The sequence below is a fragment of the Chryseobacterium sp. CG10_8 genome (genome assembly GCF_058117085.1).
In genome coordinates, this window is the sequence record NZ_JBYVEB010000011.1 from 22,425 (window position 1) to 45,515 (window position 23,091).

Annotated in this window: 22 protein-coding genes and 1 tRNA gene; 16 read left to right on the forward strand and 7 right to left on the reverse strand. The window is 35.2% G+C overall.

All coding sequences use genetic code 11. The features are described 5' to 3' along the window. Positions 1-54: 54 nt before the first annotated feature. Positions 55-987: a YeiH family protein gene (locus AC4AGG_RS03645; RefSeq protein ID WP_489770626.1), complete on the reverse strand. Its 933-nt coding sequence runs from the start codon at positions 985-987 to the stop codon at positions 55-57. 107 nt (positions 988-1,094) lie between these two features. Between AC4AGG_RS03645 and AC4AGG_RS03650 the strand changes: the two genes are divergently transcribed. Next, positions 1,095-1,484: a rhodanese-like domain-containing protein gene (locus AC4AGG_RS03650; RefSeq protein WP_489770627.1), complete on the forward strand. Its 390-nt coding sequence runs from the start codon at positions 1,095-1,097 to the stop codon at positions 1,482-1,484. 382 nt (positions 1,485-1,866) lie between these two features. Here AC4AGG_RS03650 and AC4AGG_RS03655 read toward each other — a convergent pair whose 3' ends face one another. The 3 genes from AC4AGG_RS03655 to tilS all read right to left on the reverse strand — a co-directional run bounded on the left by AC4AGG_RS03655 (position 1,867) and on the right by tilS (position 6,087). Then, a complete protein-coding gene (locus tag AC4AGG_RS03655; protein ID WP_489770628.1) occupies positions 1,867-2,382 on the reverse strand; it encodes an ExbD/TolR family protein in 516 nt (171 codons plus the stop codon). Between the two features lie 303 nt (positions 2,383-2,685). Next, positions 2,686-4,752 (reverse strand): protein-disulfide reductase DsbD family protein, encoded by a 2,067-nt coding sequence (locus AC4AGG_RS03660; protein WP_489770629.1) that lies wholly within the window; start codon positions 4,750-4,752, stop codon positions 2,686-2,688. A 15-nt stretch (positions 4,753-4,767) separates the two neighbouring features. Next, positions 4,768-6,087 (reverse strand): tRNA lysidine(34) synthetase TilS, encoded by a 1,320-nt coding sequence (gene tilS / locus AC4AGG_RS03665; RefSeq protein ID WP_489770630.1) that lies wholly within the window; start codon positions 6,085-6,087, stop codon positions 4,768-4,770. 77 nt (positions 6,088-6,164) lie between these two features. Here tilS and AC4AGG_RS03670 point away from each other — a divergent pair, with 77 nt between their 5' ends. From AC4AGG_RS03670 to AC4AGG_RS03685, 4 genes are all read left to right on the forward strand, one after another. Next, a complete protein-coding gene (locus tag AC4AGG_RS03670; protein ID WP_489770631.1) occupies positions 6,165-7,001 on the forward strand; it encodes an OmpA family protein in 837 nt (278 codons plus the stop codon). Between the two features lie 89 nt (positions 7,002-7,090). Then, positions 7,091-7,738 carry an O-methyltransferase gene (locus AC4AGG_RS03675; protein ID WP_489770632.1) on the forward strand — a complete coding sequence of 216 codons (648 nt, stop codon included), beginning with the start codon at positions 7,091-7,093 and terminating at the stop codon, positions 7,736-7,738. Between the two features lie 11 nt (positions 7,739-7,749). Next, the gene (locus tag AC4AGG_RS03680) at positions 7,750-8,088 is read left to right on the forward strand and encodes a cupin domain-containing protein (RefSeq protein WP_489770633.1); all 339 of its coding nucleotides are present in this window, start codon (positions 7,750-7,752) and stop codon (positions 8,086-8,088) included. A 45-nt stretch (positions 8,089-8,133) separates the two neighbouring features. Further along, positions 8,134-9,342, forward strand: a complete 1,209-nt coding sequence (locus AC4AGG_RS03685) for a 3-deoxy-D-manno-octulosonic acid transferase (RefSeq protein ID WP_489770634.1) — start codon at positions 8,134-8,136, stop codon at positions 9,340-9,342. 60 nt (positions 9,343-9,402) lie between these two features. Here the strand turns inward: AC4AGG_RS03685 and AC4AGG_RS03690 are convergent, their stop codons facing one another. Beyond that, on the reverse strand, positions 9,403-10,173 hold the full coding sequence (locus tag AC4AGG_RS03690; protein WP_489770635.1) for a glycosyltransferase family 2 protein: 771 nt from the start codon (positions 10,171-10,173) through the stop codon (positions 9,403-9,405). 184 nt (positions 10,174-10,357) lie between these two features. On the opposite strand from AC4AGG_RS03690, the gene AC4AGG_RS03695 reads away from it, so the two are divergent. From AC4AGG_RS03695 to AC4AGG_RS03745, 11 genes are all read left to right on the forward strand, one after another. Continuing rightward, the gene (locus AC4AGG_RS03695; RefSeq protein ID WP_489770636.1) at positions 10,358-10,834 is read left to right on the forward strand and encodes a DUF5004 domain-containing protein; all 477 of its coding nucleotides are present in this window, start codon (positions 10,358-10,360) and stop codon (positions 10,832-10,834) included. A gap of 127 nt (positions 10,835-10,961) precedes the next feature. After that, on the forward strand, positions 10,962-13,826 hold the full coding sequence (gene leuS, locus AC4AGG_RS03700) for a leucine--tRNA ligase (RefSeq protein WP_489770637.1): 2,865 nt from the start codon (positions 10,962-10,964) through the stop codon (positions 13,824-13,826). Positions 13,827-14,084: 258 nt separating this feature from the next. Further along, positions 14,085-14,948 (forward strand): MotA/TolQ/ExbB proton channel family protein, encoded by an 864-nt coding sequence (locus AC4AGG_RS03705; protein ID WP_489770638.1) that lies wholly within the window; start codon positions 14,085-14,087, stop codon positions 14,946-14,948. A 69-nt stretch (positions 14,949-15,017) separates the two neighbouring features. Continuing rightward, positions 15,018-15,626 carry an ExbD/TolR family protein gene (locus AC4AGG_RS03710; protein WP_489770639.1) on the forward strand — a complete coding sequence of 203 codons (609 nt, stop codon included), beginning with the start codon at positions 15,018-15,020 and terminating at the stop codon, positions 15,624-15,626. A 12-nt stretch (positions 15,627-15,638) separates the two neighbouring features. Further along, entirely contained in the window at positions 15,639-16,202 is a 564-nt protein-coding gene (locus tag AC4AGG_RS03715) for an ExbD/TolR family protein (protein ID WP_489770640.1), read from the forward strand. A 27-nt stretch (positions 16,203-16,229) separates the two neighbouring features. Further along, a complete protein-coding gene (locus tag AC4AGG_RS03720) occupies positions 16,230-17,078 on the forward strand; it encodes an energy transducer TonB (protein WP_489770641.1) in 849 nt (282 codons plus the stop codon). A gap of 71 nt (positions 17,079-17,149) precedes the next feature. Then, on the forward strand, positions 17,150-17,338 hold the full coding sequence (locus tag AC4AGG_RS03725; RefSeq protein ID WP_489770642.1) for a C4-dicarboxylate ABC transporter: 189 nt from the start codon (positions 17,150-17,152) through the stop codon (positions 17,336-17,338). Beyond that, positions 17,335-18,204 carry a PstS family phosphate ABC transporter substrate-binding protein gene (locus AC4AGG_RS03730; protein ID WP_489770643.1) on the forward strand — a complete coding sequence of 290 codons (870 nt, stop codon included), beginning with the start codon at positions 17,335-17,337 and terminating at the stop codon, positions 18,202-18,204. Before AC4AGG_RS03725 ends, AC4AGG_RS03730 begins: the two co-directional genes overlap by 4 nt. Before the next feature lie 78 nt (positions 18,205-18,282). Further along, positions 18,283-19,959, forward strand: a complete 1,677-nt coding sequence (locus tag AC4AGG_RS03735) for a tetratricopeptide repeat protein (protein WP_489770644.1) — start codon at positions 18,283-18,285, stop codon at positions 19,957-19,959. Between the two features lie 82 nt (positions 19,960-20,041). Continuing rightward, a complete protein-coding gene (gene bshB1 / locus AC4AGG_RS03740) occupies positions 20,042-20,761 on the forward strand; it encodes a bacillithiol biosynthesis deacetylase BshB1 (RefSeq protein ID WP_489770645.1) in 720 nt (239 codons plus the stop codon). 36 nt (positions 20,762-20,797) lie between these two features. Then, positions 20,798-20,871, forward strand: a tRNA-His gene (locus AC4AGG_RS03745). Positions 20,872-20,965: 94 nt separating this feature from the next. Here the strand turns inward: AC4AGG_RS03745 and AC4AGG_RS03750 are convergent. Together AC4AGG_RS03750 and AC4AGG_RS03755 are read right to left on the reverse strand one after the other, a co-directional pair. Continuing rightward, a complete protein-coding gene (locus tag AC4AGG_RS03750) occupies positions 20,966-21,304 on the reverse strand; it encodes a DUF3276 family protein (RefSeq protein WP_489770646.1) in 339 nt (112 codons plus the stop codon). Between the two features lie 111 nt (positions 21,305-21,415). After that, the gene (locus AC4AGG_RS03755) at positions 21,416-23,077 is read right to left on the reverse strand and encodes an ABC transporter ATP-binding protein (RefSeq protein WP_489770647.1); all 1,662 of its coding nucleotides are present in this window, start codon (positions 23,075-23,077) and stop codon (positions 21,416-21,418) included. Positions 23,078-23,091: the final 14 nt, after the last annotated feature.

A 23,091-nucleotide genomic window follows, 5' to 3' on the forward strand; every position in this document is an offset into this window, starting at 1 on the left:
AGAGACTGATGTATAAGCAATGGTTCTCAAATTTTAAATTTTATCAGAAGAATTCTAAGGAATAAATTTTATTACCCCGAAGAAAGAGACAACGCTGATGAATATCCATAAAAGGAACCCAAACAAGATAGGTTTGAGACCAATGTTTTTAAAGTGCTTGAAGGAAAGTCCTGTTCCAATAAGGAACAAAGCCAGCTTCAAACAGGTTTTAGAAAAAGTGAAAATATACGGAGATACATTTTTGAGAAACGGAATATAAGTGTTAAGGATAATGGCAAGTACAAAAAAGCCTATAAATAGTGGAAATTTGACTTTGGTTTCCCCTTTGTAGATGAAAGAAAAAATGATGGACAATGGGATAATCCAAAGTGCTCTCGCTAACTTGACGGTTGTTGCAATGTGAAGTGCTTCATCACCGAATTTGCTCGCTGCTCCTACAACAGAACTGGTGTCATGAATGGCAATAGCGGACCAAATTCCAAATTGATTCTGCGTCATTTGAAAATGTGTGCCAATTTCAGGAAACAACAACAATGCTAATGCGTTGAGGAGAAAGACGATTCCTAGCGCAACCGAATTTTGATTATTTTCTGCTTTGATAATGGGAGAGATGGCAGCGATAGCACTTCCTCCGCAGATAGCAGTTCCTGTCGATATAAGCTCAATCAGTTTTTTGTCGATTCTTAAAATTTTTCCTAAAATAACACCGACAATAAAAACCAAAATAATGGTGGTTACCGTAAAAAGAAATCCATTACTTCCTGCTTCTACCGCAGTTCTTAGATTGATACCGAAACCCAGTCCAATGATGCTATATTGAAGAATTTTTTTGGTGTAATCTCCCGTTTTTTTGAAGGCTGATTTCGAAAATACGTTGATATAGAAAATCCCCATCAATAATGCGACAGGTGGAGAAACGAATGGAAATAACGATAAAATCGCCAATGCAAAGAAGATGATATGTGGCCAATTTAGGGTTTTTTCCATACTTTATTGTTGGACTCAAAAATAATGAATTTATTTAGAGGCTAATGTAATATTTGTTACATTTTCCGTCTGCAAAATCTGTATTTTTGCCTAAAAAGAAAAGAAAAATGAAAATTATACCTTTTATATTAGTGGGAGCGTGCCTTAGTTTTGCGCAATGTACTTCTCCAAAAGCATCTGATTCTAAAGCAACTAGTCAAGCTGAAACTTCAGTTGGTCAAGAAAAAACTTTAAAGCAACAGGTTGCAGATGGAGCTATCATTGTTGATGTGAGAACACCTGAAGAATTTTCAGCGGGCAACTATCCAGGCTCTATTAATATTCCTTTAGATCAAGTTCAGTCGAGAATCGATGAGTTCAAGAACAAGCCTGGAGTGGTTTTGTATTGTAGGTCTGGAAATCGTAGTGGGAAGGCTAAAGTTATTTTGGAAGAAAACGGGATCAAAAATGTATCGAATGGAATCAACGTTGACCATTTGAAAACAGAGCTTCAGTAAAAATCAAAGATTGGGAATTACTTCTCGATAAACTCTGCTGCGAAGTTGCGCGATTCTAAAAAGTCGATTGTTCGTCAGTTCGAGTAGGATTTTGAAAAAATCCGTATCGAGAACTAATGGTAATTTCCTTCTCGATACATTCCGCTTCGCTTCATTACTCGAAGCGACGTACTCTCGTTGATACGAAAAGTTTTTCGAAAGAATTGGAAAAATTATATTGAAAATATTATTCTCACTATAAAACGAAAAGTGAAGTGCCGTCAGTTCGAGTAGGATTTTGAAAAAATCCTTATCGAGAACTATTTAACATTTGTCGAAAATATAAAAAACCATGTCAGGATTAGAATCCTGACATGGTTTTTTAATATTCAGAGTAAGATTTTTATTTTATAAGTTCTTTATAAATATCCTCTTCAGTTTTTTGCATTTCGCTTATACCATATCTTTCGTTGTTGGATATGGCTATTTCGTCGAGAACATCAACGAAATTTTGATATGTTGCGTCATCCGTAGGCTTTACAATAATGGTAAAGATTTCGGGTTTTGGAGCAATAGATTTTTTGTTTTCGATCAATTTTGCAATATCAGTTCCTTTGTAAGAACTTTCTTTGATGTCAGAAGATTTTAAGTTTTTAAGCTCTTGTTGATAGTAGAGAATTCGATTGTCTTTCCCTAGTAGAAAAGTAATCTGATTTCTGTAATCAATTTCGTTCCTCACGTTTCCTTCAGCAGGAAGGCCCAAGTTCATAATATTTGGCTTGGAGAAATTGGAGGTGAACATGAAGAAGGTTATCAAGAGAAATCCTAAGTCCACGAGCGGCGTCATATCTACTCGGATGAATTTTCTTTTTCGGATAGATTTTTTTTCTGAATTATCAGAGATTTGTACATCAGCCATAAGTTTGATTTTTAAATATTCGACAAAATGTTAAAAAGGATATAAATTCTGTAAAGAATATTTTATCGAAATACAATATTTGTACCGAAATCAATTATTTGTTATGGAGTATGTGGTTTTATTGGTAGAGTGTAAAAAAAAATCGGGGCAAGATTCAAGAATCTTGCCCCGATTTCTTATTGTAATCGCTAAAATCTTTGAAAATTTTGCTTAGTAAAACGTCTTTTGCAAACTTAAAAACCGCGAATTATCAAAAAAATATCCTTGTTAACTTGAAGTTTTCAGTAAGACGAAAACAGATATTTATTTATTATTTTTATAGTAAGTGATTCCGCATTCCAAGAATTTTTTGAAATCCTCTTTGTCCATGTATCCTGAAACAGGAGTGTTAATCACTTTTGCATCAGGAGTTACCAAAACGTAATGCGGTTGAGATTGATTGTTAAAATTAACAGATTGAAACATACTCCACTTATCACCGATTGATTTTATTTTTTTCATTTGTCCGCCTCCCATATCAATCTTGGTTTGTTGCTCGATAGGGAGTTCTTCCTTATCATCTACGTACAAAGAGGCGAGGACAACATCATTCTGAAGCAAAGGTAGAATGTCGGGTTCGCTCCAAACAAATTCTTCCATTTTTCGGCAGTTTTCGCAACCATAACCTGTGAAGTCAATCAAGACAGGTTTGTTTTCTTTTTTTGCAATTTCTAGTGCTTTGTAGAAGTCGTGTTCCGGATGCATACCAAGAATTCCGTCTTTTTCATCATGCAGATAACTTACATTGAGAGGAGGAAGGATTCCCGAAAGCATTTGGAGTTTTGGCCTTTCTGAAGGAAATAATCCTTGAACAAGATAAACAATAAATCCAATTCCTGCGATTCCTAAAATTTTTCTAGTGGTCGAAATTTTTGCCTTTTTATCATCGTGCGGAAATCTTATCAACCCGAAAAGGTATAATACCAAAGCAATACTGATAATAATCCAAAGCGCGATAAACAATTCTCGCTTTAAGAAGAAGGTTTTGGAAACCAAATCGGCTTTCGATAAAAATTTTAAAGCTAAACCTAACTCTATAAAACCTAAAACAACTTTTACTGTGTTCATCCAACCTCCAGATTTCGGTAGACTTTGCAAAGCTTGAGGAAATAAAGCTAAAAGTCCGAAAACAATCGCCCAACTCAACCCGAATCCAGCTAATGCAAAGGTTAATAACATGGGAACATTGGACGAGCCAGTAATAGCTCCTCCTAATAGGCTTCCTAAAATTGGACCTGTACAAGAGAATGAAACAATCACCAAGGTCATTGCCATAAAGAAAATACCGATCAATCCACCTGCTTCTTCAGCTTTAGAAGATTTATTGGCAATCGAACTGGGAAGAGTGATGTCGTAATACCCAAAAAAGCTTCCTGCAAAAAAGATGAAAATGATGAAGAAGAAAATATTAAGACCTACCGAAGTTGAAATTTTATTAAAAATATTACCTGCAATGCCATCTACAATATGAAAAGGAACAGATAACAAAACAAAAATCAACAATATGAAAAATCCATAGATAAGAGCATCTCTTTTACCTTTTGCTTTGTTTTTTGAAGATTTGGTGAAGTAAGAAACTGTCAATGGAATCATTGGGAAAACGCACGGCGTTAACAATGCGATAAATCCTCCTAAAAATCCAAGAAGCATATAGGTCCAAAAACTTTCGTTGTTTTTTTCTGCCTTTATTCCGCAATCGGTTAACGGATTTTTGAAATCAATGCTATTGATTTTTAAGTTTTTAGGGTCAAGCGGACTTGAAATTGGAGTGTCAGTAGTAGCTGCAGTCGTTGGTTGTTCTACTTTTGGGGTCACTACTGAATCAGTTGGTGTTTTCTCTGGGGTAGTTTCTACTTCGGACGCTTTAGCTCCTTCTATTTCTATTTTTTTTGTGAATTCTAAAGTGTTGGGAGCTCGGCAGATTCTATCATTGCAAGTCTGATAAGTAATCTCTGCAACAATATCAGATGCTTTGCTTGGATCTTTTAATTTAAATTTTTGCTTGATGTCAACTTTGTTCGAGTAATAGACAATCTGTACCCCAAAAGCTTCAGAAAATTCCTCGTGCTTTTTTCCGACTTCAATAACTTTTCCAATGGGCTGAATGTTACTGCCACTGATTTTCATTTCAGTTGGGATTCCTGAATCTTCTGGTAAATCTTTGGAATAGATATGCCATCCGTTATCAAGTTTTGCGGCCATAACGGCTTCGTACTCGTTTTCACCAACTTTATTAACATTGAAGGTTAATTTGACTGGGTCTTTTTGCTGCGCAAAAAAACTAACGAATGAGCAAATGAAAAATAGGAAAAATAACTTTTTGAAATTCATAATACTTTGTGGGGATTACATTTTGAGGGTTAACGTAACTTCGGATTCTTTATTGCTTACAAATCTTCGGTCCTGTCGAATCGGAAGGATGCCTAAGATGTCATCGTTTCCGTCGCAAAGTAACCAAATTTTTTTCTTTGCAAGGACAGAAAGTTTTTCGTCTCGGAAAAACTTGGAAACTTTTTTCTTTCCATACATCCCGATAGGGTAGAAAGTATCTCCTTGTCTGCGATGTCTTATTTTGATTGGAAATTCGATTTTGTCAATACTGATTTCCCAGTTTTGTTGCTCATGCTCCCATGAAAAGTCAATTTCGTTGGTGAGGTCAACAAGATATTCTTTTTTTAATAAATCTTGAGGACTTTCGACTAAAATAACTTCTTCGAAACTTTCTTGATGGTCTTTGTTCTCAGTAATAATTAGTTCTTTTCGATGGATAGTCAGTTTAAAGTATTTAGAGAAAAATTGCTTACCACTTTCTGCTTCAAAAATCTTTCGGATTTCTTTACTGTCATCAAATCCGAATCTTTGTAAAACTTCGAATTTGATAAAGTCGGATTGAATTTCGAAAAACTCCTTGTCTAGGGTTACTTTTTCTTCGGTTTCATCAAGCAGAATTTGTTCGTAAATGTTATTGATTTGATGTTCTACGAAATCTTTGGTTTGCTGTAGATAAGATATGCTTTTTCCGAAGCTATCCCAAAAATGAGGTTGTAACTCTAACAATTTTGGAGTAATCTCATGACGGATTTTGTTACGCTGGTAGATCGTTTTAGCATTGCTTTCGTCTTCGCGATACGATACATCATGTTCTTTTGCGAATGCTTCAATTTCATCTCTTGTAAAAGATAAAAGTGGACGAAGGGTTCTGTTTTTGTTTCTCGGGATTCCGCTAAGACCTTTTAAACCAGTTCCTCTGGATAAATTAATAATCAAAGTTTCTAACTGGTCATTAAGGTGATGTGCAGTTATCAGGAAATCAAGATTGTATTTTTCTAGTGTTCTTTCAAAGAAATTGTATCTGAGTTTCCTAGCCCAAAGCTGAATGGAGTTTTTGGGGCGTTCATCCGATTCGCTAACATCGTAAAGATGAAAAGGAATACTATTTTCTTTACAGAAAACTTCAACTAATTTCTGGTCTAGGTTTGACGCTTCTTCTCTCAAATGATAATTGACATGAGCGACCTCAAAATGTAAACCGCTTTGCAAAAAAAGATGAGTTAACACCATGGAGTCCATTCCTCCACTCACCGCTAAAAGAAATTTTTGGTTTCGATAGTCGGGTGTAAGATGGAGGAGTTCTTTTTCGAAATTTGGGAGACTAAGATTTTTCACAGCTTTTTGTAAAACTTCACAAAGATAATGGTTCTTTTGAAAATGAATTTGTACTTTTGAATTCTAAAACTAATTTTATGAATATTAAAAATGGTATTGCTATTATCTTTGGTAGCGTTGTAATGTTGAGTTGTGTAAGTCAAAAGAAATTTGACGCTTTAAATAGTAATTATACTCAATGTATTGAAAATTTAGGAGCAAGACAAAGCGAAATCCAAGACTTGAAATCACAAAATTCTGCTCTTACGAGTGAAAATAATCTTTTGAGAAGTCAGCATGATGCTTTGAAAACTTCTTTGGATGCGTGTCTTAATAATTCTTCGCAAGGGTCAACTAATATGACTAAGTTGATTAACGAAATTAACTCTTCTAATGCTTATATCAAGCAACTGATTTCTACTAATGCTAAGAACGATAGTCTTAATTTGGCTTTATCTAATAAACTAAAACGTTCTTTGGATAATGTTGCAGATAACGATGTACAAGTTAAAGTATTGAAAGGAGTGGTAATGATTTCTCTTTCTGACAAAATGTTGTACAAAACTGGTGATTACAACATCCAGCCAACTGCAAAAGAAGTTCTTGGAAAAGTGGCACAAGTTATCAATGACTATGATACTTACTCTGTACTTATCGAAGGTAACACAGATAACGTTCCTTTGAATTCTGCAAACCTTCCTAGAGATAACTGGGATCTTTCTGCTTTGAGAGGTACTTCAATTGCTAAAACACTTCAAACTGAGTTCGGAGTTAATCCTTCAAGAATTACAGCAGGTGGACGAAGCGAGTACAATCCAAAAACAACGAATGCTTCAGTTTCTGGACGTGCAGAAAATCGTAGAACAGAAATTATTATTATGCCGAAACTAGAGGAGTTCATGAAATTGATGGACATCGCTCCAGTTAAGAACTAATTAATTTTAAAACAATAAGAGACCTTCAAGGAATTCAAAACCTTGAAGGTTTTTTTATGTAAATTTGGAAAATTATCCTCACCAAGATTATGAGTTATTTTGAAGAACAGCTTCCAGAAATGGATGTCTATATTGATAATCACGCTTCGACTGAACCAGAGATTTTGAAAAGACTTCGTAAAGAAACTTATCAAAAAACGACGCAGCCACACATGATTTCTGGGTACCAGCAAGGGAGACTTTTAAGTATTTTGTCCAAATTGAAACAGCCAAAATCCATCCTCGAAATCGGGACATTTACTGGCTATGCTACACTTTGTCTTGCAGAAGGATTACAGAAAGAAGGGAAGATTACGACATTGGATATCAATGAGGATTTGGCGTATTTGCCCAAAAAATATTTTGCAGAAAGCGATTTTTCTTCTCAGATAGATTTTCGTCTGGAGAATGCTTTGGATTACTTAGATAATACCGATGAGGTCTTCGATTTGGTTTTTATTGATGCAGATAAAGGAAATTATATCGAATATTTCAAAAAAATAAAACCAAAAACAAAGTCGGGTTCTCTAGTCCTATTTGATAATGTATTATGGTATGGAAAAGTTTTGGAAGAAAACCCGAAACTGAAATCGACTCAGGTTATTAAGGAACTCAATGATATGATCGCACGAGATGACGATTTCGAAAGTGTCATCATCCCGATTAGAGACGGATTACACGTTTTGTTAAGAAAGTAATTGGAGCGAAAATGATAAAATCAAAAGAAAATTCAGCACATTATATTTGGGGAAACAATTGCGATTCCTGGATATTAAGCGACTCAGAAAATCTTGTTGTCAAACAGGAGCTAATGCCTTCGAAAACGTCGGAAGCACCTCATTATCATGAGAAGGCTCAACAATTTTTTTACATTCTTTCAGGGGAAGCCAGTTTTGTTTTGGAAGGAGATTTAATTGTTTTAAAAAAAGGAGAGGGATTGACTGTGTCTGCTATGAAAAGACATCAAATTTCAAATCTTGGAGAACATGATTTAGAATTTTTGGTGGTTTCGAGTTCTCGGACAGAAGAAGAGGGGGTTTTAGTTTAATTTTGAGTTGACGTGCATTTTTTTTATAACATATTGGTTCACTTAATGGCTTTCGGAATGAGAGTTGGTGCGCTGTTTAATAAGAAACTGAAATCGGGTGTCCAAGGAAGAAAACAAAGTTTTAAAGTAGTTTCTTCTCACTTGAGTCCAACTGATAAAGTCATATGGATGCATGCTGCAAGTTTGGGAGAGTATGAACAAGGACTTCCTGTTTTAGAAAAGTTAAAGGCAAAGTTTCCCGACTATAAAATTTTAGTCACTTTTTTTTCGCCTTCAGGATATGAAAATGTGGTCAAGAAAAATCATATTGCTGATGCAATTTGTTATTTGCCATTTGATTTTAGAAAAGAGGTTAACAATTTTACCTCACTTTTTTCGACAGAAATTTTCTTTACAGTAAAATATGATTACTGGTACAATCTTTTGGAACAATTGAAGAATGATAATGTTAGGACTTATGTGATTTCTGCGCTTTTTTATGAGTCTCAAATTTTTAATAAATCTTACGGAGATTGGTTTCTTCAACAACTTCAGAAAAATGTTGATTGGTTCTTTCATCAAACTCAGAAATCTGAGCGACTTGCAAAAAGTTTAGGATTGGTGAATTCGTCAGTAACTGGAGATACAAGATTTGACAGGGTGAAACAAATAAGAAACCGAAATAATGATGTTGATTATATCGAAGAATTCAAAGGAGCTCATCCATTGCTTGTCCTAGGAAGCTCTTGGGAAGCGGAAGAAAATATTGCACTCCAAATTTCTCAGCAATCAACAGATACCAAAATTGTCATCGCTCCCCATGATTTGAAGAGGGTTGGAGAGATTCAGAAAAAGACGCCAAATTCAATTCTGTATAGTAAGTTAAAGGATCAAAACTCTGACCTTCATTCCAAAGTTCTTATTATTGATTGCATTGGGCTTCTAAGCAAGATTTATTCTTATGCAGATATTGCAGTTGTTGGAGGCGGATTTCACGATAAAGGATTGCACAACATTTTAGAAGCTGCGGTTTTTGGCATTCCCGTGATTTTTGGAAATAAATACAAAAAAAATCCCGAAGCTGATGGCCTGATTCAAGAGAACGGAGGAAAAGCTTTTGAAAATGAAATTGAAGCTTCAGAATTTGTTTTAAAACTGTTGCATCAAAAAGATTTGCTGAGTGACATGGGAAAACGAGCAGAACAATTTGTGATGACGCAACCTAACTCGTCTGAACTCATTGTTCAATATATTTTTGGAGATTACCAGTCTTAGTGGTTTCTAAAGGATTTTCTTTTTAGGAAAGCTAACTAGGAAAGGGTGATGATTATTCTTTTAATTAAAAAACTTCGAATACTTTTTGAATCCATTGAAAGCCCAAGTTGCGGTGTAATATAAAGATTTGACCGTGGAGAAATTCATATAATCTTTGTAAACGAGATATTGGTCTATGACAATATTTTTCTTTTTTCGAGATACGCTAGTGGCATGCATACGATATTTGGCCATTGTTTTTGGGAGGGGTTTTCCTTCCGGAATTTTCTTCAGAAGATTAAGCCACATCACATGGTCTTCTCGTTTGCTTCCTACTGGGAAAAATTCTTTTCCGACCCTTTGAGAATCATACATAGAAGAAAGTAAGGATAGACGGCAAGTTTTGAGCAGATTATTAAATGTAACTATGGTATCTGCTTTGAAATCTTCAATCTGAGGAATTAGGTCGTCATTACAACGAGCGTAATTAGAGTAAGCTAATTCTGCGTTGTGATTTTTCATGAAGCCAATCATTTCTTCCAAAAAGTGTGGCTCCCAAAAATCGTCTGCATCCAAAAAAGTAATGTATCTGCCCGAGGCTTTCTGCAAAGATAAATTTCTTGCATGACCAGCTCCACCGTTTTTCTCCGCTTCAATTAATATAATGCGAGAATCATTCTGATTCTTAATGATTTCTACAGAATGGTCAGAAGATTTGTCATCGGTAATCACCCATTCCCAATTAGGAAAGGTTTGACCAATAACAGATGCAATTGTTTCTGGAAGAAACTTGGAGCTATTGTAGCACGGAGTGATAATGGAAACTTCGGGTCTCAAAGATTTTTTTTGCAAAGATAGTTCTTTAATGTTTTTGTGAAAATAGAATAAAAAATGATGCCAATCCAAAGATATTTTAATGAAAACTTCAAGGTGATGATTTATTACATAAAATAATTATATTTGCAAGGCAAAGATTTTTTGAGGACATATTAGGTTCTTTAAGAAAAATTGATAAATTTACCTGTAAAATAGCATTATGAAAAAATTATTACTAGCCTTTATAGCCCTTTTTTTTATTGCAGTAAGTTGTGATAATGTTGACGAAACGGTCGAGAGAAAATCAATCGTAGGAGTTTGGGCACCAACAAAAATGGTAGAAAATATAGTATATAATGATGAAACGACGGATTCTGAAACCTATATTTATGACGATTGCCAAAAGCAGTCAAGATATACCTTCAATAGTGATATGACAGGAAATATTACTACTTATAAGACATTTGGAACGACTTGTTATGAGTTCACCAATAAGAACTTCAGTTATACTTATGACAATACAACTGGGAAAGTAGTTATTACATATCTAACAGAGGTAGATAATGGAGAAGCGATGGATATTACTGACACTACAATGAATCTTAAAATTGAGGAAATCATTGTTGATGATTCAATGGCTCCAATTATTACCAAGACCTACGAATCACAGACCTATACGTTGGTTAAAGTTCAATAATTGTACATCCACCTTAATAATATTATAATCCTCATCTTTTCAGATGGGGATTTTTCATTTCAAAACCTTAAATTTGAAAATTCAAAATCAATTACATTAATTTTTTTCAAAGTTAAATTTATAGAGAATGTTCTACGATCATAAGCAGATAGAGAAAAAGTGGCAGCAATATTGGGAAGAAAATAAAACGTATAAAACTTCCGATGTTACAATAAGCGAAACCGAAGTGCCGAAACCGAAATTTTATGTTTTAGATATGTTTCCTTATCCTTCCGGGGCAGGACTTCATGTTGGACATCCGTTAGGATATATTGCATCGGATATTTATGCAAGGTTCAAAAGACACCAAGGTTTCAATGTTTTGCATCCGATTGGGTACGATTCTTTTGGGCTTCCTGCAGAACAATATGCAATACAAACTGGTCAACATCCTGCGATTACAACCGAACAAAATATCACAAGATACGAAGAGCAACTTCGTAGAATTGGATTTTCATTTGATTGGAGCAGGGAAGTAAGAACATCAGATGCATCATATTATAAATGGACGCAATGGATTTTTATTGAATTATTCCATTCTTGGTATAATAAAGATACGGATAAAGCAGAACCGATCTCAACGCTTATCGACCACTTCGAAAAATTTGGAACGGAAAATTTAAATGCAATTCAAACGGAGTCACTTAGTTTTACCGCTGAAGAATGGAAAGAAGCTCCTGAATTGGATAAACAAGATATTTTGTTGAATTATCGTTTGGCTTTCCGTGCTGAGACAACTGTAAATTGGTGTCCCGCATTAGGAACTGTTTTAGCTAATGATGAGGTTAAAGATGGAAAGTCTGAACGTGGTGGTTATCCGGTATTTCAGAAGAAAATGATGCAATGGAGCATGAGAATTACGGCCTATTCCGAAAGATTATTGCAAGGACTTAATAATATTGACTGGCCACAACCTTTGAAGGATTCTCAAGAATATTGGATTGGTAAATCTCAAGGAGCGAGTGTTAGATTCGAAATTCAAGACACGAGACACGAGACTTCTGACAACCAACAACCAGCAACCAACAATTATATCGAGGTTTTTACTACGCGTCCTGATACGATTTTTGGAGCGACTTTTATGGTGTTGGCGCCAGAAAATCCTTTGGTGGAAAAATTAACTTCGCCAGAACAAAAAGCTGAGGTTGATGCTTATATTGAACAAACTTCTAAAAAAACCGAAAGAGATAGAATGGCAGATGTTAAATCTGTTTCTGGAGCGTTTACGGGAAGTTATGCCATCAATCCTTTTACAGGGAAAGAAATTCCTATTTATATTTCCGATTATGTGTTGATGGGTTACGGAACAGGTGCGGTAATGGCGGTTCCAGCTCATGACGAAAGAGATCATCGTTTTGCGAAAAAAATCGGTTTGGAGATTATTAATGTCATCGAAAACGATCAGGATATTCAGGAAGAGTCTTATGATTCTAAAGATTCGGTTTGCGTGAATTCAGATTTTTTAAATGGTTTGAATTACAATGAAGCCAAAGCTAAAATAATTGAAGCTATCGAAAGTAAAGGAATAGGATATGGAACAACCAACTACAGACAACGTGATGCAATTTTTTCACGTCAGAGATATTGGGGAGAACCAGTTCCGGTATATTATAAAGACGGAATGCCTTACACGTTGCCTCTTTCGGCTTTGCCATTGGAGTTGCCAGAAGTTGAAAAGTATTTACCAACCGAAGATGGAGACCCACCTTTGGGGAATGCTAAGGATTTTGCTTGGGATGAGACTAACTCAAAAGTGGTTTCCGTTGATTTAATTGATGAAAAAACCGTTTTCCCTATTGAACTTTCTACAATGCCAGGTTGGGCTGGAAGTTCTTGGTACTTCTTGAGATATATGGATCCAAATAATATCCATGAGTTTTGTGACAAACGAAATTCTGATTATTGGGGACAAGTTGACTTATATATCGGAGGAAGCGAGCACGCTACAGGACATCTATTGTACTCACGTTTTTGGAATATGTTCTTAAAGGATCGAGGTTACATTAATCAAGAAGAACCTTTCAAGAAGCTGATTAACCAAGGGATGATTTTGGGTTATAGCGCACTAATATTTAGGATTGATGGCACAAATAAGATTGTTTCAAAGAATTTAGCTTCGGAATATCAAACTCAACGTATTCCAGTCGATATTTCAATGATTAAAGGAAATGACGAATTGGATATTGAATCTTTGAAAAATTGGCGACCAGAATTTAAAAACGCTGAATTTATTCTTGAAAATGGTAAATATATAGTTGAGCGTGAAGTTGATAAAATGTCAAAAAGAACTCATAATGTCGTTAATCCAGATGATATTTGTGAAGAATACGGTGCAGATTGTTTGAGGTTGTACGAAATGTTTTTAGGGCCTTTGGAGCAATCAAAACCGTGGAATACCCAAGGATTAAGTGGGGTTTACGGATTTTTGAAGAAGTTCTATAATCTTTATTTTAATGGTGATGTTTTTGAAGTATCTGAGGATGAGCCCACTAAGGAGGAAAACAAAGTTTTGCATACATTAATTAAGAAATTCACATACGATATTGAGAATTTCTCGTTTAATACTTCAGTGTCTCAGTTTATGATTGCCGTTAATGAATTGCAAAAATTAAAATGTAACAAGAGAGCAATCTTGGAGCCGTTAGCGATTCTTGTTTCGCCATATGCACCACATATTTGTGAAGAGTTGTGGTCTTTATTAGGACATAGCGATAGCATTGAGTTTGCTAACTTTCCGTCGCTTAATGTGTCCTACTTAGTGGAAGATGAAATTGAGTATCCGGTGAGTTTTAACGGAAAGATGAGATTTAAGTTGAGATTACCTGCTGATTTAGAAAAAGAAGAGATAGAAAGAATCGCTTTGGAGCATGATAAAATACAGCAATTATTAGAAGGAAATTTACCAAAAAAAGTAATTGTCGTTCCAAAAAAAATCATTAATATTGTTTTCTAGTATTCAATTAAGCGGATTACACTATTGCTGAATTAATAAATTTATCGATAGTTTTGATTGAATTTTTTTAGTGATTATTATTTATCAAGCAATATTGTGAAAATTGAAGAATTATATTGATGATAATTTAATTTTCGTAAATTATTGTAACGTAAACATTATGTTAACAAATAATTTAATATTTGCGAGATTTAAAAATTTAACTTTATTTTACGCCCAGTTTTTTAAAAAAATAACAATTATAATTTAGTTTTAATTATGGAAATGAATGTTTCAAACAGCGAGGAGCAAGTAGTTGCTAAAAAAGCGGGAGGTCTTAATCCTGCAGTCATTTTACCTATTTTATTAGTAGTAGGTATCTTAATTTATATTTTTTTACTAGGTAGTCCAAGTAATTTCAAAAATGAAGGTCTTACTGGAGCATCTGTAGAATTTGCAGACATAGAGCACAAGGATTTAAGTCCAGGTAACTTTATGGGAATTGTTTACATGGGTGGTACAATCGTACCAGTGTTGATTACTTTTATGATTACTGTAATTGTGTTTTCTATTGAGCGTTTCATCGTTCTTAACAAAGCAAAAGGAAGCGGAAACCTAGAAAATTTTGTAGTTAAAGTTAGAAGTCTTCTTAATCACAACAAAGTTGATGAAGCTATTGAGGAATGTGATAACCAAAGAGGAACTGTAGGTAATGTTGTTAAAGAAGGACTTACTACTTATAAGGCTTTGGCTAATGACACTTCAATGGATAAGGAGCAAAAAATGGCTGCACTTAACAAGTCAATTGAAGAAGCTACAACTCTTGAAATGCCAATGTTGGAGAAAAACATGATGATTCTTTCTACATTAGGTACAGTTGCTACGTTAGTTGCACTACTTGGTACGGTAATCGGGATGATTAAGGCGTTCTTCGCTTTAGGTTCTGGAGGTGGTACACCTGACTCAGCTGCACTTTCCATCGGTATCTCAGAAGCACTTGTAAATACTGCATTAGGTATTGGTACTTCTGCTATCGCAATTATCCTTTATAACTTCTTTACTTCTAAAATTGATGGATTAACTTATAAGATCGATGAGATCGCAATGTCCATCCAACAATCTTTTGCGGAATTTAATAAATAAATTTCGGCAAGAAAATTGTTGCAAATATTTTAGCAGATCATAGAAGTTTAATTAAATAATTTAAAAAAAATGGCGAGAGTCAAACCAAAAAGACACCCAGTAGTTGTTGATATGACGGCGATGTGTGATGTTGCATGGTTGCTTCTTACATTCTTTATCTTGACTACACAGTTCAAGAAGCCGGATGTAGAGCCCATTAAACCGCCAACTTCGATATCAGAGAAAATTCTGCCGGACGCGAGTTTAATGACGATCAATGCAACAACAGATGGTAGATTTTATTTCCAACCTGTTGAGAATGCATCTGAAAGGATCGCATTACTAGACAAAATGTCTCAGAAGTACGGAATGAGTTTTACTGATAAAGAAAAAGCCTCATTTGCAAAAGTTCAGGCAGTTGGTGTTCCAATGGCTGAATTAAAGAGCTATCTGGATATGCCAGAAGATCAGCAAAAAGCGTACAAAAGCCCCACTGGAATTCCTATGGACAGTACAAAGAAGGAGCTGATTGATTGGGTGCAGCAAAGTTTAGCCGTTAATGGCGAGTACAAATTGGCTATTAAAGGTGATGTTAACACGAAGTATCCAAAAGTGAAAGATTTATTTGAAGGTTTAAGAGATATTGATTTTCTTAAATTTTGGTTGATTACTTCACAAGAAATTGGTACACAAGAATAAAATCTAAGAGAAATGGCAGAAGTACAAGTACAAGAGAAAGGCGGGAAGGGCGGCAAGGTCCGCTCCAAGAAGCAAAGTACGAGGGTTGACATGACACCGATGGTGGACTTAGGTTTTTTATTGATTACCTTCTTCATGTTTACAACAACCTTTAGTAAACCTAACGTAATGGACCTTGGTCTTCCAGCGAAACCAAAGAAAGATCAAAAGTCACCAGATACAGAGATTAAACTTTCAAATTCAATTTCTATTTTAATTGGTAAGGATAATAGAGTGTTTTGGCATCAGCAAGATCAAGCTGGTTTGTCAGTTGACAACCTTAACGAAACCAATTTTGACAGAGAAGGTATTAGAGAGGTTATAAAGAAAGCAAAAGGTAGAGCAGATGATGTTACCAAATTTACGGTAATTATCAAGCCTACTGATGATGCAGTATATAAGAATTTTGTGGATATTTTAGATGAAATGGCCATTACCAAAAGCGAGCAATATGGGGTAACCGATTTGAAGGCATGGGAAAAAGCTATTTATGAGCAGAAGGTTGGTCAACCTAAAGCAGCATCTGAGACTCCATAAGTAGTTAGAACCTATTAATTATATAATATGGCAGAAGAAAAATATTACGATAACGTTCCTAATTTGGACGAGATTGTATTCGAAAATCGTAATAAAGCATATGGTGCTTATGATTTAAGAAAAAGCTATCCTAACATATTGACAAAAGCATTTGTTATTGGCACTCTTTTGTTTATTGTTTTTGTATTAACTCCTTTTATTGTAACCAAGATTAAGGAAATGAATGCGAAAGATAAGCAAGAAGTAGATGCTAAGTTGACAAATATTTTGGAGAAGGAAGAGATTTTCGAACAACCAAAAGAAAACGAACCGCCACCACCACCGCCACCACCAAAAGAGGAGCCTAAGGTTGAGGTAATCCAGAACGTTGTTCCGGAGCCTAAAAAAGCGCCTAAGGTTGAGACTCCACCACCACCAATTTCTAAGACTTTGGATACCCAAACAGGTTTGCAAAATCAAGAAGGTGAAAAAAAGGCAGCTTATACACCACCGCCACCACCACCAGCACCTCCAGGAAAAGGGACAGCGGTTCAAGCAAAACCTGCAGTTAATACCAATGAGGTATATACGACGGTGGATCAAGAAGCGGAATATCCTGGTGGAATGAATGCTTTGAGAAGTTTCCTTGGAAGCCAGTTTGATACAAGTATCTTTGATGGTGATGAAGGTAAATTAACTTCAAACATTAAGTTTGTTGTTGAAAGAGATGGAAGTGTTTCTGATGTTAAAGTAGTTGGTAAATCAGGGAATCGTGATTTCGATGATGAAGCAGTAAGAGCTGTGAAGAAACTTAAAAAGTGGAAGCCAGCAAAATTGAATGGAGAACTGGTAAGATCTTACTATAGTGTTCCTTTCACATTAGAAATTCAATTCTAAAATATTTTTTATTTCAATAAAAAAGAGGATCAGAAATGATTCTCTTTTTTTATTTTTTTATACTTTTGTGTATGTTCAATTGGTTATCTTTAGCTGCAGGTGTATGCTATGCAGTATTGGGAGTATTTATTATTCAACGAAATTGGTTCCTAACAGAATTGGATCCGCAGATTGCGTTAGGGCTTGGGGTCTTAATGATAGTGTATGGAATTTATCGTGTAATTAGAGCGGTGATTAATCTTAAAAAGACCGACGTATGAGGCTGTTGTTAGTTGGTACGCTGTTTTTGCTTGTCTTTTTGTATGGTTGTGGTAAAGGCAAAGAGTCTTCAACATATTATCATAAGGGTGATCTTACTTTAGTTACCGATGAGTCATTTAAAAGTGTTGCAGAAGCACTTACCGATGGGTACAAAATAAATTATCCTGACGTCAATGTGAAGGTGGTTACTCAGAAAGAGGATTTGGCTTTTTTGGACTTATTGAAAGGAAAGAATAAACTCATCATCATGTCTCGTGATTTGACTAAGAAGGAGATTAGCGAGTACGAAAGGTTGACCAATCTGAAATTTCAGCCTTCTAAGTTTGCTGCAGATGCAGTTTTGTTTGTTGTCCCCAAGGATAGTGAGAAGACCAAGATTACTATGGATGAAATTGAGAAAGGATTGTTATCCAAGAATTCTGAATTCATCTTTGATGGTACTAATTCAAGTAATCTGAATTTTGTTGCTCAGAAATTAAATAAACAGCCTTCCGAGTTGCAGTTTTCAATTATCAATGGAAATACTAAAGTTATTGAAGAATTGCACAAATTCCCAAATAAAATTGGAGTTGTTGCGTTAAATACTTTTAGTCGACCATATGACAAAGAGTCAGAATTATTAAGAGAGAAAGTGAAAATTTTACCTATTGAGGTGGATGGGAAGTTATATACTCATGATTTTCAGAATTTAAAGGAAATGACATATCCTTTTACGCGAGTGCTTTATTTTCTGACTAATGAGGTTTCCTTCGGTCCTGCCAATGGTTTCATGAGGTTTTCTTGTACTCATTTGGGACAAATGATCGTACAAAAGGAAGGGTTACAGAGATATAATATTTATAAAAGAGAAGTGCAAATGAAATAAGGTGTAATGACTTTCGTCATATTTTGGAACGGAAGTTGCGTATTATACCTCGAAACTAATTTTTAAAACAACTATAAAATGATTAATATAATGAATGTTACTAAGAAAATATCTTTAGGATTGGCAGTGGTTTTCTTTGCTGGAACTGCATTTGCACAAACAGTGCAAGATGGTATCAATAGTATAGATAGTCACAAATATGCAAAAGCAAAAAAGAATTTTGAAGATATGGTGGCTCAAAGTCCAAGTGCAGCTAACTATTTCTATTTAGGGAACACTTATTTAACTCAGTTTGAGCCAGATTTTGCAAAAGCTACGGATTACTTTACAAAAGGAGCTGCTGCTGATAAGAAAGATTACCTTAATGCCATAGGATTAGCTTCTGTAAAACTTGGGAAGGGTGACAAATCTGGAATAACAGATATTCAAAATATTGTTAAAGCATCTAAAGAAAAAGACTCTGAAGTTTTGTATCGTGCAGCTGAAGCACTAACTATGTTTGAGAAAGCAAGTAATCCAGATTTAGCGGTTACATATTTAGAAAAAGCTATCGAAAGAGAACAAAAGAATGGTGTTCCTGCTTATTACTATTACACTTTGGGAGATGCTTACAGATTGAAATTGACTAACAATCCTCAAGTTGCTGGTTCTGCAATGTCAGCATATGATAATGCACTACCTAAAGCAAAAAATAAAGCATCTGTCTATACAAGAATGGGAACTCTTTGGATGGCTGCGCAAGTATGGAAAAATGCTAAAGAAAGTCTAGATAAGGCTCTTGCTGCGGATCCTACATATGCACCAGCTTACAAAGCTCTTGCTGGGTATCATATGAGATATCAGCAGAATGCTGAAGCTACTAAAGATCTTATCAACTATGCAAAGTATGCTGATGAAGATCCTAATACACAATTGGAGATTTCTAAGATGTTCTTTATCAATGAGGACTATGCTAACTCCAAAGAGGTATTAGATAAGGTTTTTGATAAAGTTAACGATCCGGTTAAATACAAATTGCGTGCATACATTCAATATGGAAGTGAAGATTATGCTGGAGCTCAACAGAATTTTCAAAATTATGTAAGTAAGGTTGATAAAAGCAAATTGATTCCATCTGACAGCGGTTTAGAAGGTCTAATTATTGCTGGTTTAGCAAAAGATGAAAAAGATGCTGCAACCAAAAGCGCAAAAATGGCAGAAGCAAAACAAAAAATTGGTATTGCGAAAGCAGCAAAAGACCAAACTTTTGATTGGGATGTAGAATTAATGAAAATTCAGGGTGGTGGAGGAGCATCTGTTGCTGCTGCACAGGCTGGACCAACTAATGCTAAAATAGAAGAATTGAAGAAGAAAGTGGCGGCTAATCCTAATGATCTTGAATCTTTAGTGAATTTGGGAACGGCATATCAAGAAGTTGAAAACTGGAACGGAGCTGCATTAACTTGGGATAAAATGATTGCTGCTTCTCCAGATTGGGCATATTCTTATTATGCTAAAGGTGCTGCTTATCAGCAATTAGGAAATCAGGAATTGGCTGAAGCTAATTATCAAAAGTATATTGATGTAGAAACGGCAAAACCAGCGGCTGAACAAGCTCAACAGAAAGAAACTTTATCTTATGCTTATTTCTTAATTGCATACTATACGAAAGATAAAGATTTAGCAAAAGCTAAAGATTATGCTGCTAAAGCAGCTACACTTAATCCAGCCTATGAGGATGCGGTTAAGTTGAGCCAAGAGTTGATGAATAAATAATCAATTGTTATTGAATAGTCATAAAGAAAGACCTTGTTTTGAAAGCAAGGTCTTTTATTTTAAAAAATAATATCTTTGAAACATGAAAGTAGATATTTTAGCAATCGGGGCGCATCCCGATGATGTAGAACTTGGATGCGGAGGAACTTTGTTAAAACTGGTTGCAGATGGTAAATCTTTGGCCCTAATTGATCTCACCAGAGGCGAACTAGGGACAAGAGGAAGTTCTGAGATTAGGGCAAATGAGGCAGCAAAGGCTGCAAGTATGTTGCAAGCTGTAGCAAGAGAAAATTTGGATATGGAGGATGGCTTTTTGGAAAACTCCAAGGAATACCAATATAGGATTGTGAAAATGATCAGGAAGTATCAACCTGAGGTGGTGTTGTCTAATGCAATAGATGATCGTCATCCAGATCATGCAAAGGCTTCTAAGCTGGTTTCTGATGCGTGTTTTTTGTCAGGACTTATCAAGATCGAGACTGAAATTGATGGTGTACAACAACAGGCATGGAGGCCAAAGCATATTTTTAATTATATTCAGTGGAAAGATGTAGTCCCAGAGTTTGTCATTGACATCACTGATTATATGGAACAGAAGATTGATTTGTGTATGGCATATGACTCGCAATTTTTTAAGCCAGGTTCTGATGAGCCAATTACACCAATCGCAACTTTAGACTTCAAAGAGAGCCTCACATATCGCGCTCAGAATCTGGGAAGACTTTCAGGAGTAAAGTACGCAGAAGGCTTCACTTCAGAAAAATTAATTGCTTTGAAAAATTTTGATGGAATTATTTTGTAATTCCAATGAAAATAGTATATTTGCACCCACAAAATGGTGGTTGTAGCTCAGTTGGTTAGAGCGTCGGATTGTGGTTCCGAAGGTCGTGGGTTCGAGACCCATCATCCACCCAAAAGAAAAGCACTCATTATGAGTGCTTTTTGCTTTTTCTAATGTAGCTGTAAAAGAAAAAAGCATCCTTAAGAAATAAGAATGCTATAGTCTTTAAAAATCGTCGTCGGAATCAATTGTATAAGACGAACGAGATTTGAAATCTTTGTCGTGCTTTTCCGAAATGACATCTTCTCCTTTTTCATTAATAATAAAATCGGTAGATTCATTAAACATTTCAGAGAAACTCGCAAAATCTTCTTTGTAGAGATAAATTTTGTGTTTTTCAAATGATGCCTCTCCATTTTCCCCGAAGATTTTCTTACTCTCTGTAATGGTAAGATAATAATCTCCTGCTTTGGTTTCGCGTACATCAAAGAAATAGGTTCTTCTTCCAGCTTTCAACACCTTGGTGAAAATTTCATTTTCACGTCTTTCCTTGTAGTCACTCATTGTACGTTGTTTTTAAAATCTTTGCAAACAAATATAAAAGATTTCTTTTAATATTAAAGAAAAAAATCAATAATTTGTCAAAAATTCAAACAATATTAGAAGAATTAAGTATTATGATGCTTCTTTTTCTTCAACATCCGTAAGTCGAAGAATTACATCTGCTTTTCTTGCATTATTCTCTCTGTGAGTGATAATTATCGAAGTCATTTGACTATAGTCACGCTCGATATTGTTAAGAATGTTTTCTTCAGTTTCTGTATCTAACGCAGAAAGGGAGTCGTCAAAAATCATTATTTCTGGCTCTTTTATGAGGGCTCTTGCAATACAGATTCTTTGTTTCTGCCCTCCAGAAAGCATGACGCCCCGTTCTCCAACCATGGTGTCGTATTGCTCTTTGAACTCAATAATGTTTTTGTGAACATCTGCTTTTTTGGCAAATTCAATAACTTTATCCTTAACCACCTTGTCGAGAGCGAATCCTATGTTATTGGCTATCGTATCCGAGAAAAGATAACTTTCTTGAGGAACGTATCCAATCTGTTTGCGATAGGAATCAAGATTCCAATCTTTGAGGTTTTTTCCGTTGACCAAGATTTCACCTTCAGTCGGGTCTAATAGTCGACACAGCAAAAGGGCAATCGTTGATTTTCCGCTTCCTGTCTTGCCCATAATTGCTAAAGTTTCTCCTCTTTTTATTTTAAAATTGAGGTTGTCTAGCGCTTTAATACCTGTATTTGGATAGGTGTATGAAACGTTTCTAAATTCAATTTCATCTATTACAGAAATAGAATTGTTTGCTTTGTTGGTGATTTCGGATTTCATTTCCATGAATTCATTAATCCTTTGCATAGAAGCTTCGGCTCTTTGGTTAACCGAGGTGACCCAGCCAACCATTGAAAAAGGAAAGATTAGGATATTGATGTACAGAAAGAAATCTGCAATTTTCCCAACGGTGATTTCACCAGCAACATATTTTTGACCACCAATAAAAAGGATGGCAATGTACAATATGCCGATAACAAAAAGAATAATTGTAAAGAAATACGCTTCGGTCTTGGCAAGGTCTAAAGATTTGTCTTGATAATCTTTAACCTTAAGTCCATAATTTTTCTTAATATATTTCTCTTTTGCAAAGAATTTAACGACTCGGATTCCAGAAAAGCTATCTTGTACAAAGGTTGAAATATCTGATTGACTTTTTTGGACTTTTTTGGATTTTTTGTTGATAATAGAACTTACCTTGTAAATCAAAAACGAAAGAATAGGTAATGGGAAAAGCGTCCACAATGTCATTTTGACATCTGTGTTAAGCATGTAGATACTTGTAATAATGAGCAAGATTACCAAGTTGACTATATACATTACGCCTGGGCCAAGGTACATCCTCACCGCAACGACATCTTCACTTAAGCGATTCATCAAATCTCCAATGGTTGTCTTCTTGTAATCGGTTAATGACATTTCTTCATAATGCCAGTAGATTTTGTTTTTTAGTTCGTATTCGATTCGGCGAGAGGCAACAATGATGGTCTGACGCATCATGAAAGTAAAAAAACCTGTCAAAAGGGAAGAACCGACAATAATTGCAACATAGATAAGCACCTGTTTGTTGAATCCAAGCGTATTGCTATGAGTAAGCTCATCGACTGATTTTCCTACAAATTGAACTTTATAGATATTAAAAAAGTTGCTGGCAATAATGAAGAGAAAACCCCAGAACAAAAGGATTCTGTGTTTCCAGAAGTATGGATTTAAGGTTTTCAGTGCGTTCATTTTTTTGTATTTGA

Coding starts and splice junctions, on each gene's coding strand:
- AC4AGG_RS03695 (WP_489770636.1), top strand. CDS start 10,358: ATGAAAAAATTATTACTAGCCTTTATAGCCCTTTTTTTTATTGCAGTA.
- bshB1 (WP_489770645.1), top strand. CDS start 20,042: ATGAAAGTAGATATTTTAGCAATCGGGGCGCATCCCGATGATGTAGAA.
- AC4AGG_RS03655 (WP_489770628.1), bottom strand. CDS start 2,382: ATGGCTGATGTACAAATCTCTGATAATTCAGAAAAAAAATCTATCCGA.
- AC4AGG_RS03715 (WP_489770640.1), top strand. CDS start 15,639: ATGGCAGAAGTACAAGTACAAGAGAAAGGCGGGAAGGGCGGCAAGGTC.
- AC4AGG_RS03750 (WP_489770646.1), bottom strand. CDS start 21,304: ATGAGTGACTACAAGGAAAGACGTGAAAATGAAATTTTCACCAAGGTG.
- AC4AGG_RS03685 (WP_489770634.1), top strand. CDS start 8,134: ATGGCTTTCGGAATGAGAGTTGGTGCGCTGTTTAATAAGAAACTGAAA.
- leuS (WP_489770637.1), top strand. CDS start 10,962: ATGTTCTACGATCATAAGCAGATAGAGAAAAAGTGGCAGCAATATTGG.
- AC4AGG_RS03705 (WP_489770638.1), top strand. CDS start 14,085: ATGGAAATGAATGTTTCAAACAGCGAGGAGCAAGTAGTTGCTAAAAAA.
- AC4AGG_RS03650 (WP_489770627.1), top strand. CDS start 1,095: ATGAAAATTATACCTTTTATATTAGTGGGAGCGTGCCTTAGTTTTGCG.
- AC4AGG_RS03675 (WP_489770632.1), top strand. CDS start 7,091: ATGAGTTATTTTGAAGAACAGCTTCCAGAAATGGATGTCTATATTGAT.
- AC4AGG_RS03680 (WP_489770633.1), top strand. CDS start 7,750: ATGATAAAATCAAAAGAAAATTCAGCACATTATATTTGGGGAAACAAT.
- AC4AGG_RS03725 (WP_489770642.1), top strand. CDS start 17,150: ATGTTCAATTGGTTATCTTTAGCTGCAGGTGTATGCTATGCAGTATTG.
- AC4AGG_RS03660 (WP_489770629.1), bottom strand. CDS start 4,752: ATGAATTTCAAAAAGTTATTTTTCCTATTTTTCATTTGCTCATTCGTT.
- AC4AGG_RS03730 (WP_489770643.1), top strand. CDS start 17,335: ATGAGGCTGTTGTTAGTTGGTACGCTGTTTTTGCTTGTCTTTTTGTAT.
- AC4AGG_RS03670 (WP_489770631.1), top strand. CDS start 6,165: ATGAATATTAAAAATGGTATTGCTATTATCTTTGGTAGCGTTGTAATG.
- AC4AGG_RS03645 (WP_489770626.1), bottom strand. CDS start 987: ATGGAAAAAACCCTAAATTGGCCACATATCATCTTCTTTGCATTGGCG.
- AC4AGG_RS03710 (WP_489770639.1), top strand. CDS start 15,018: ATGGCGAGAGTCAAACCAAAAAGACACCCAGTAGTTGTTGATATGACG.
- AC4AGG_RS03720 (WP_489770641.1), top strand. CDS start 16,230: ATGGCAGAAGAAAAATATTACGATAACGTTCCTAATTTGGACGAGATT.
- AC4AGG_RS03755 (WP_489770647.1), bottom strand. CDS start 23,077: ATGAACGCACTGAAAACCTTAAATCCATACTTCTGGAAACACAGAATC.
- AC4AGG_RS03735 (WP_489770644.1), top strand. CDS start 18,283: ATGATTAATATAATGAATGTTACTAAGAAAATATCTTTAGGATTGGCA.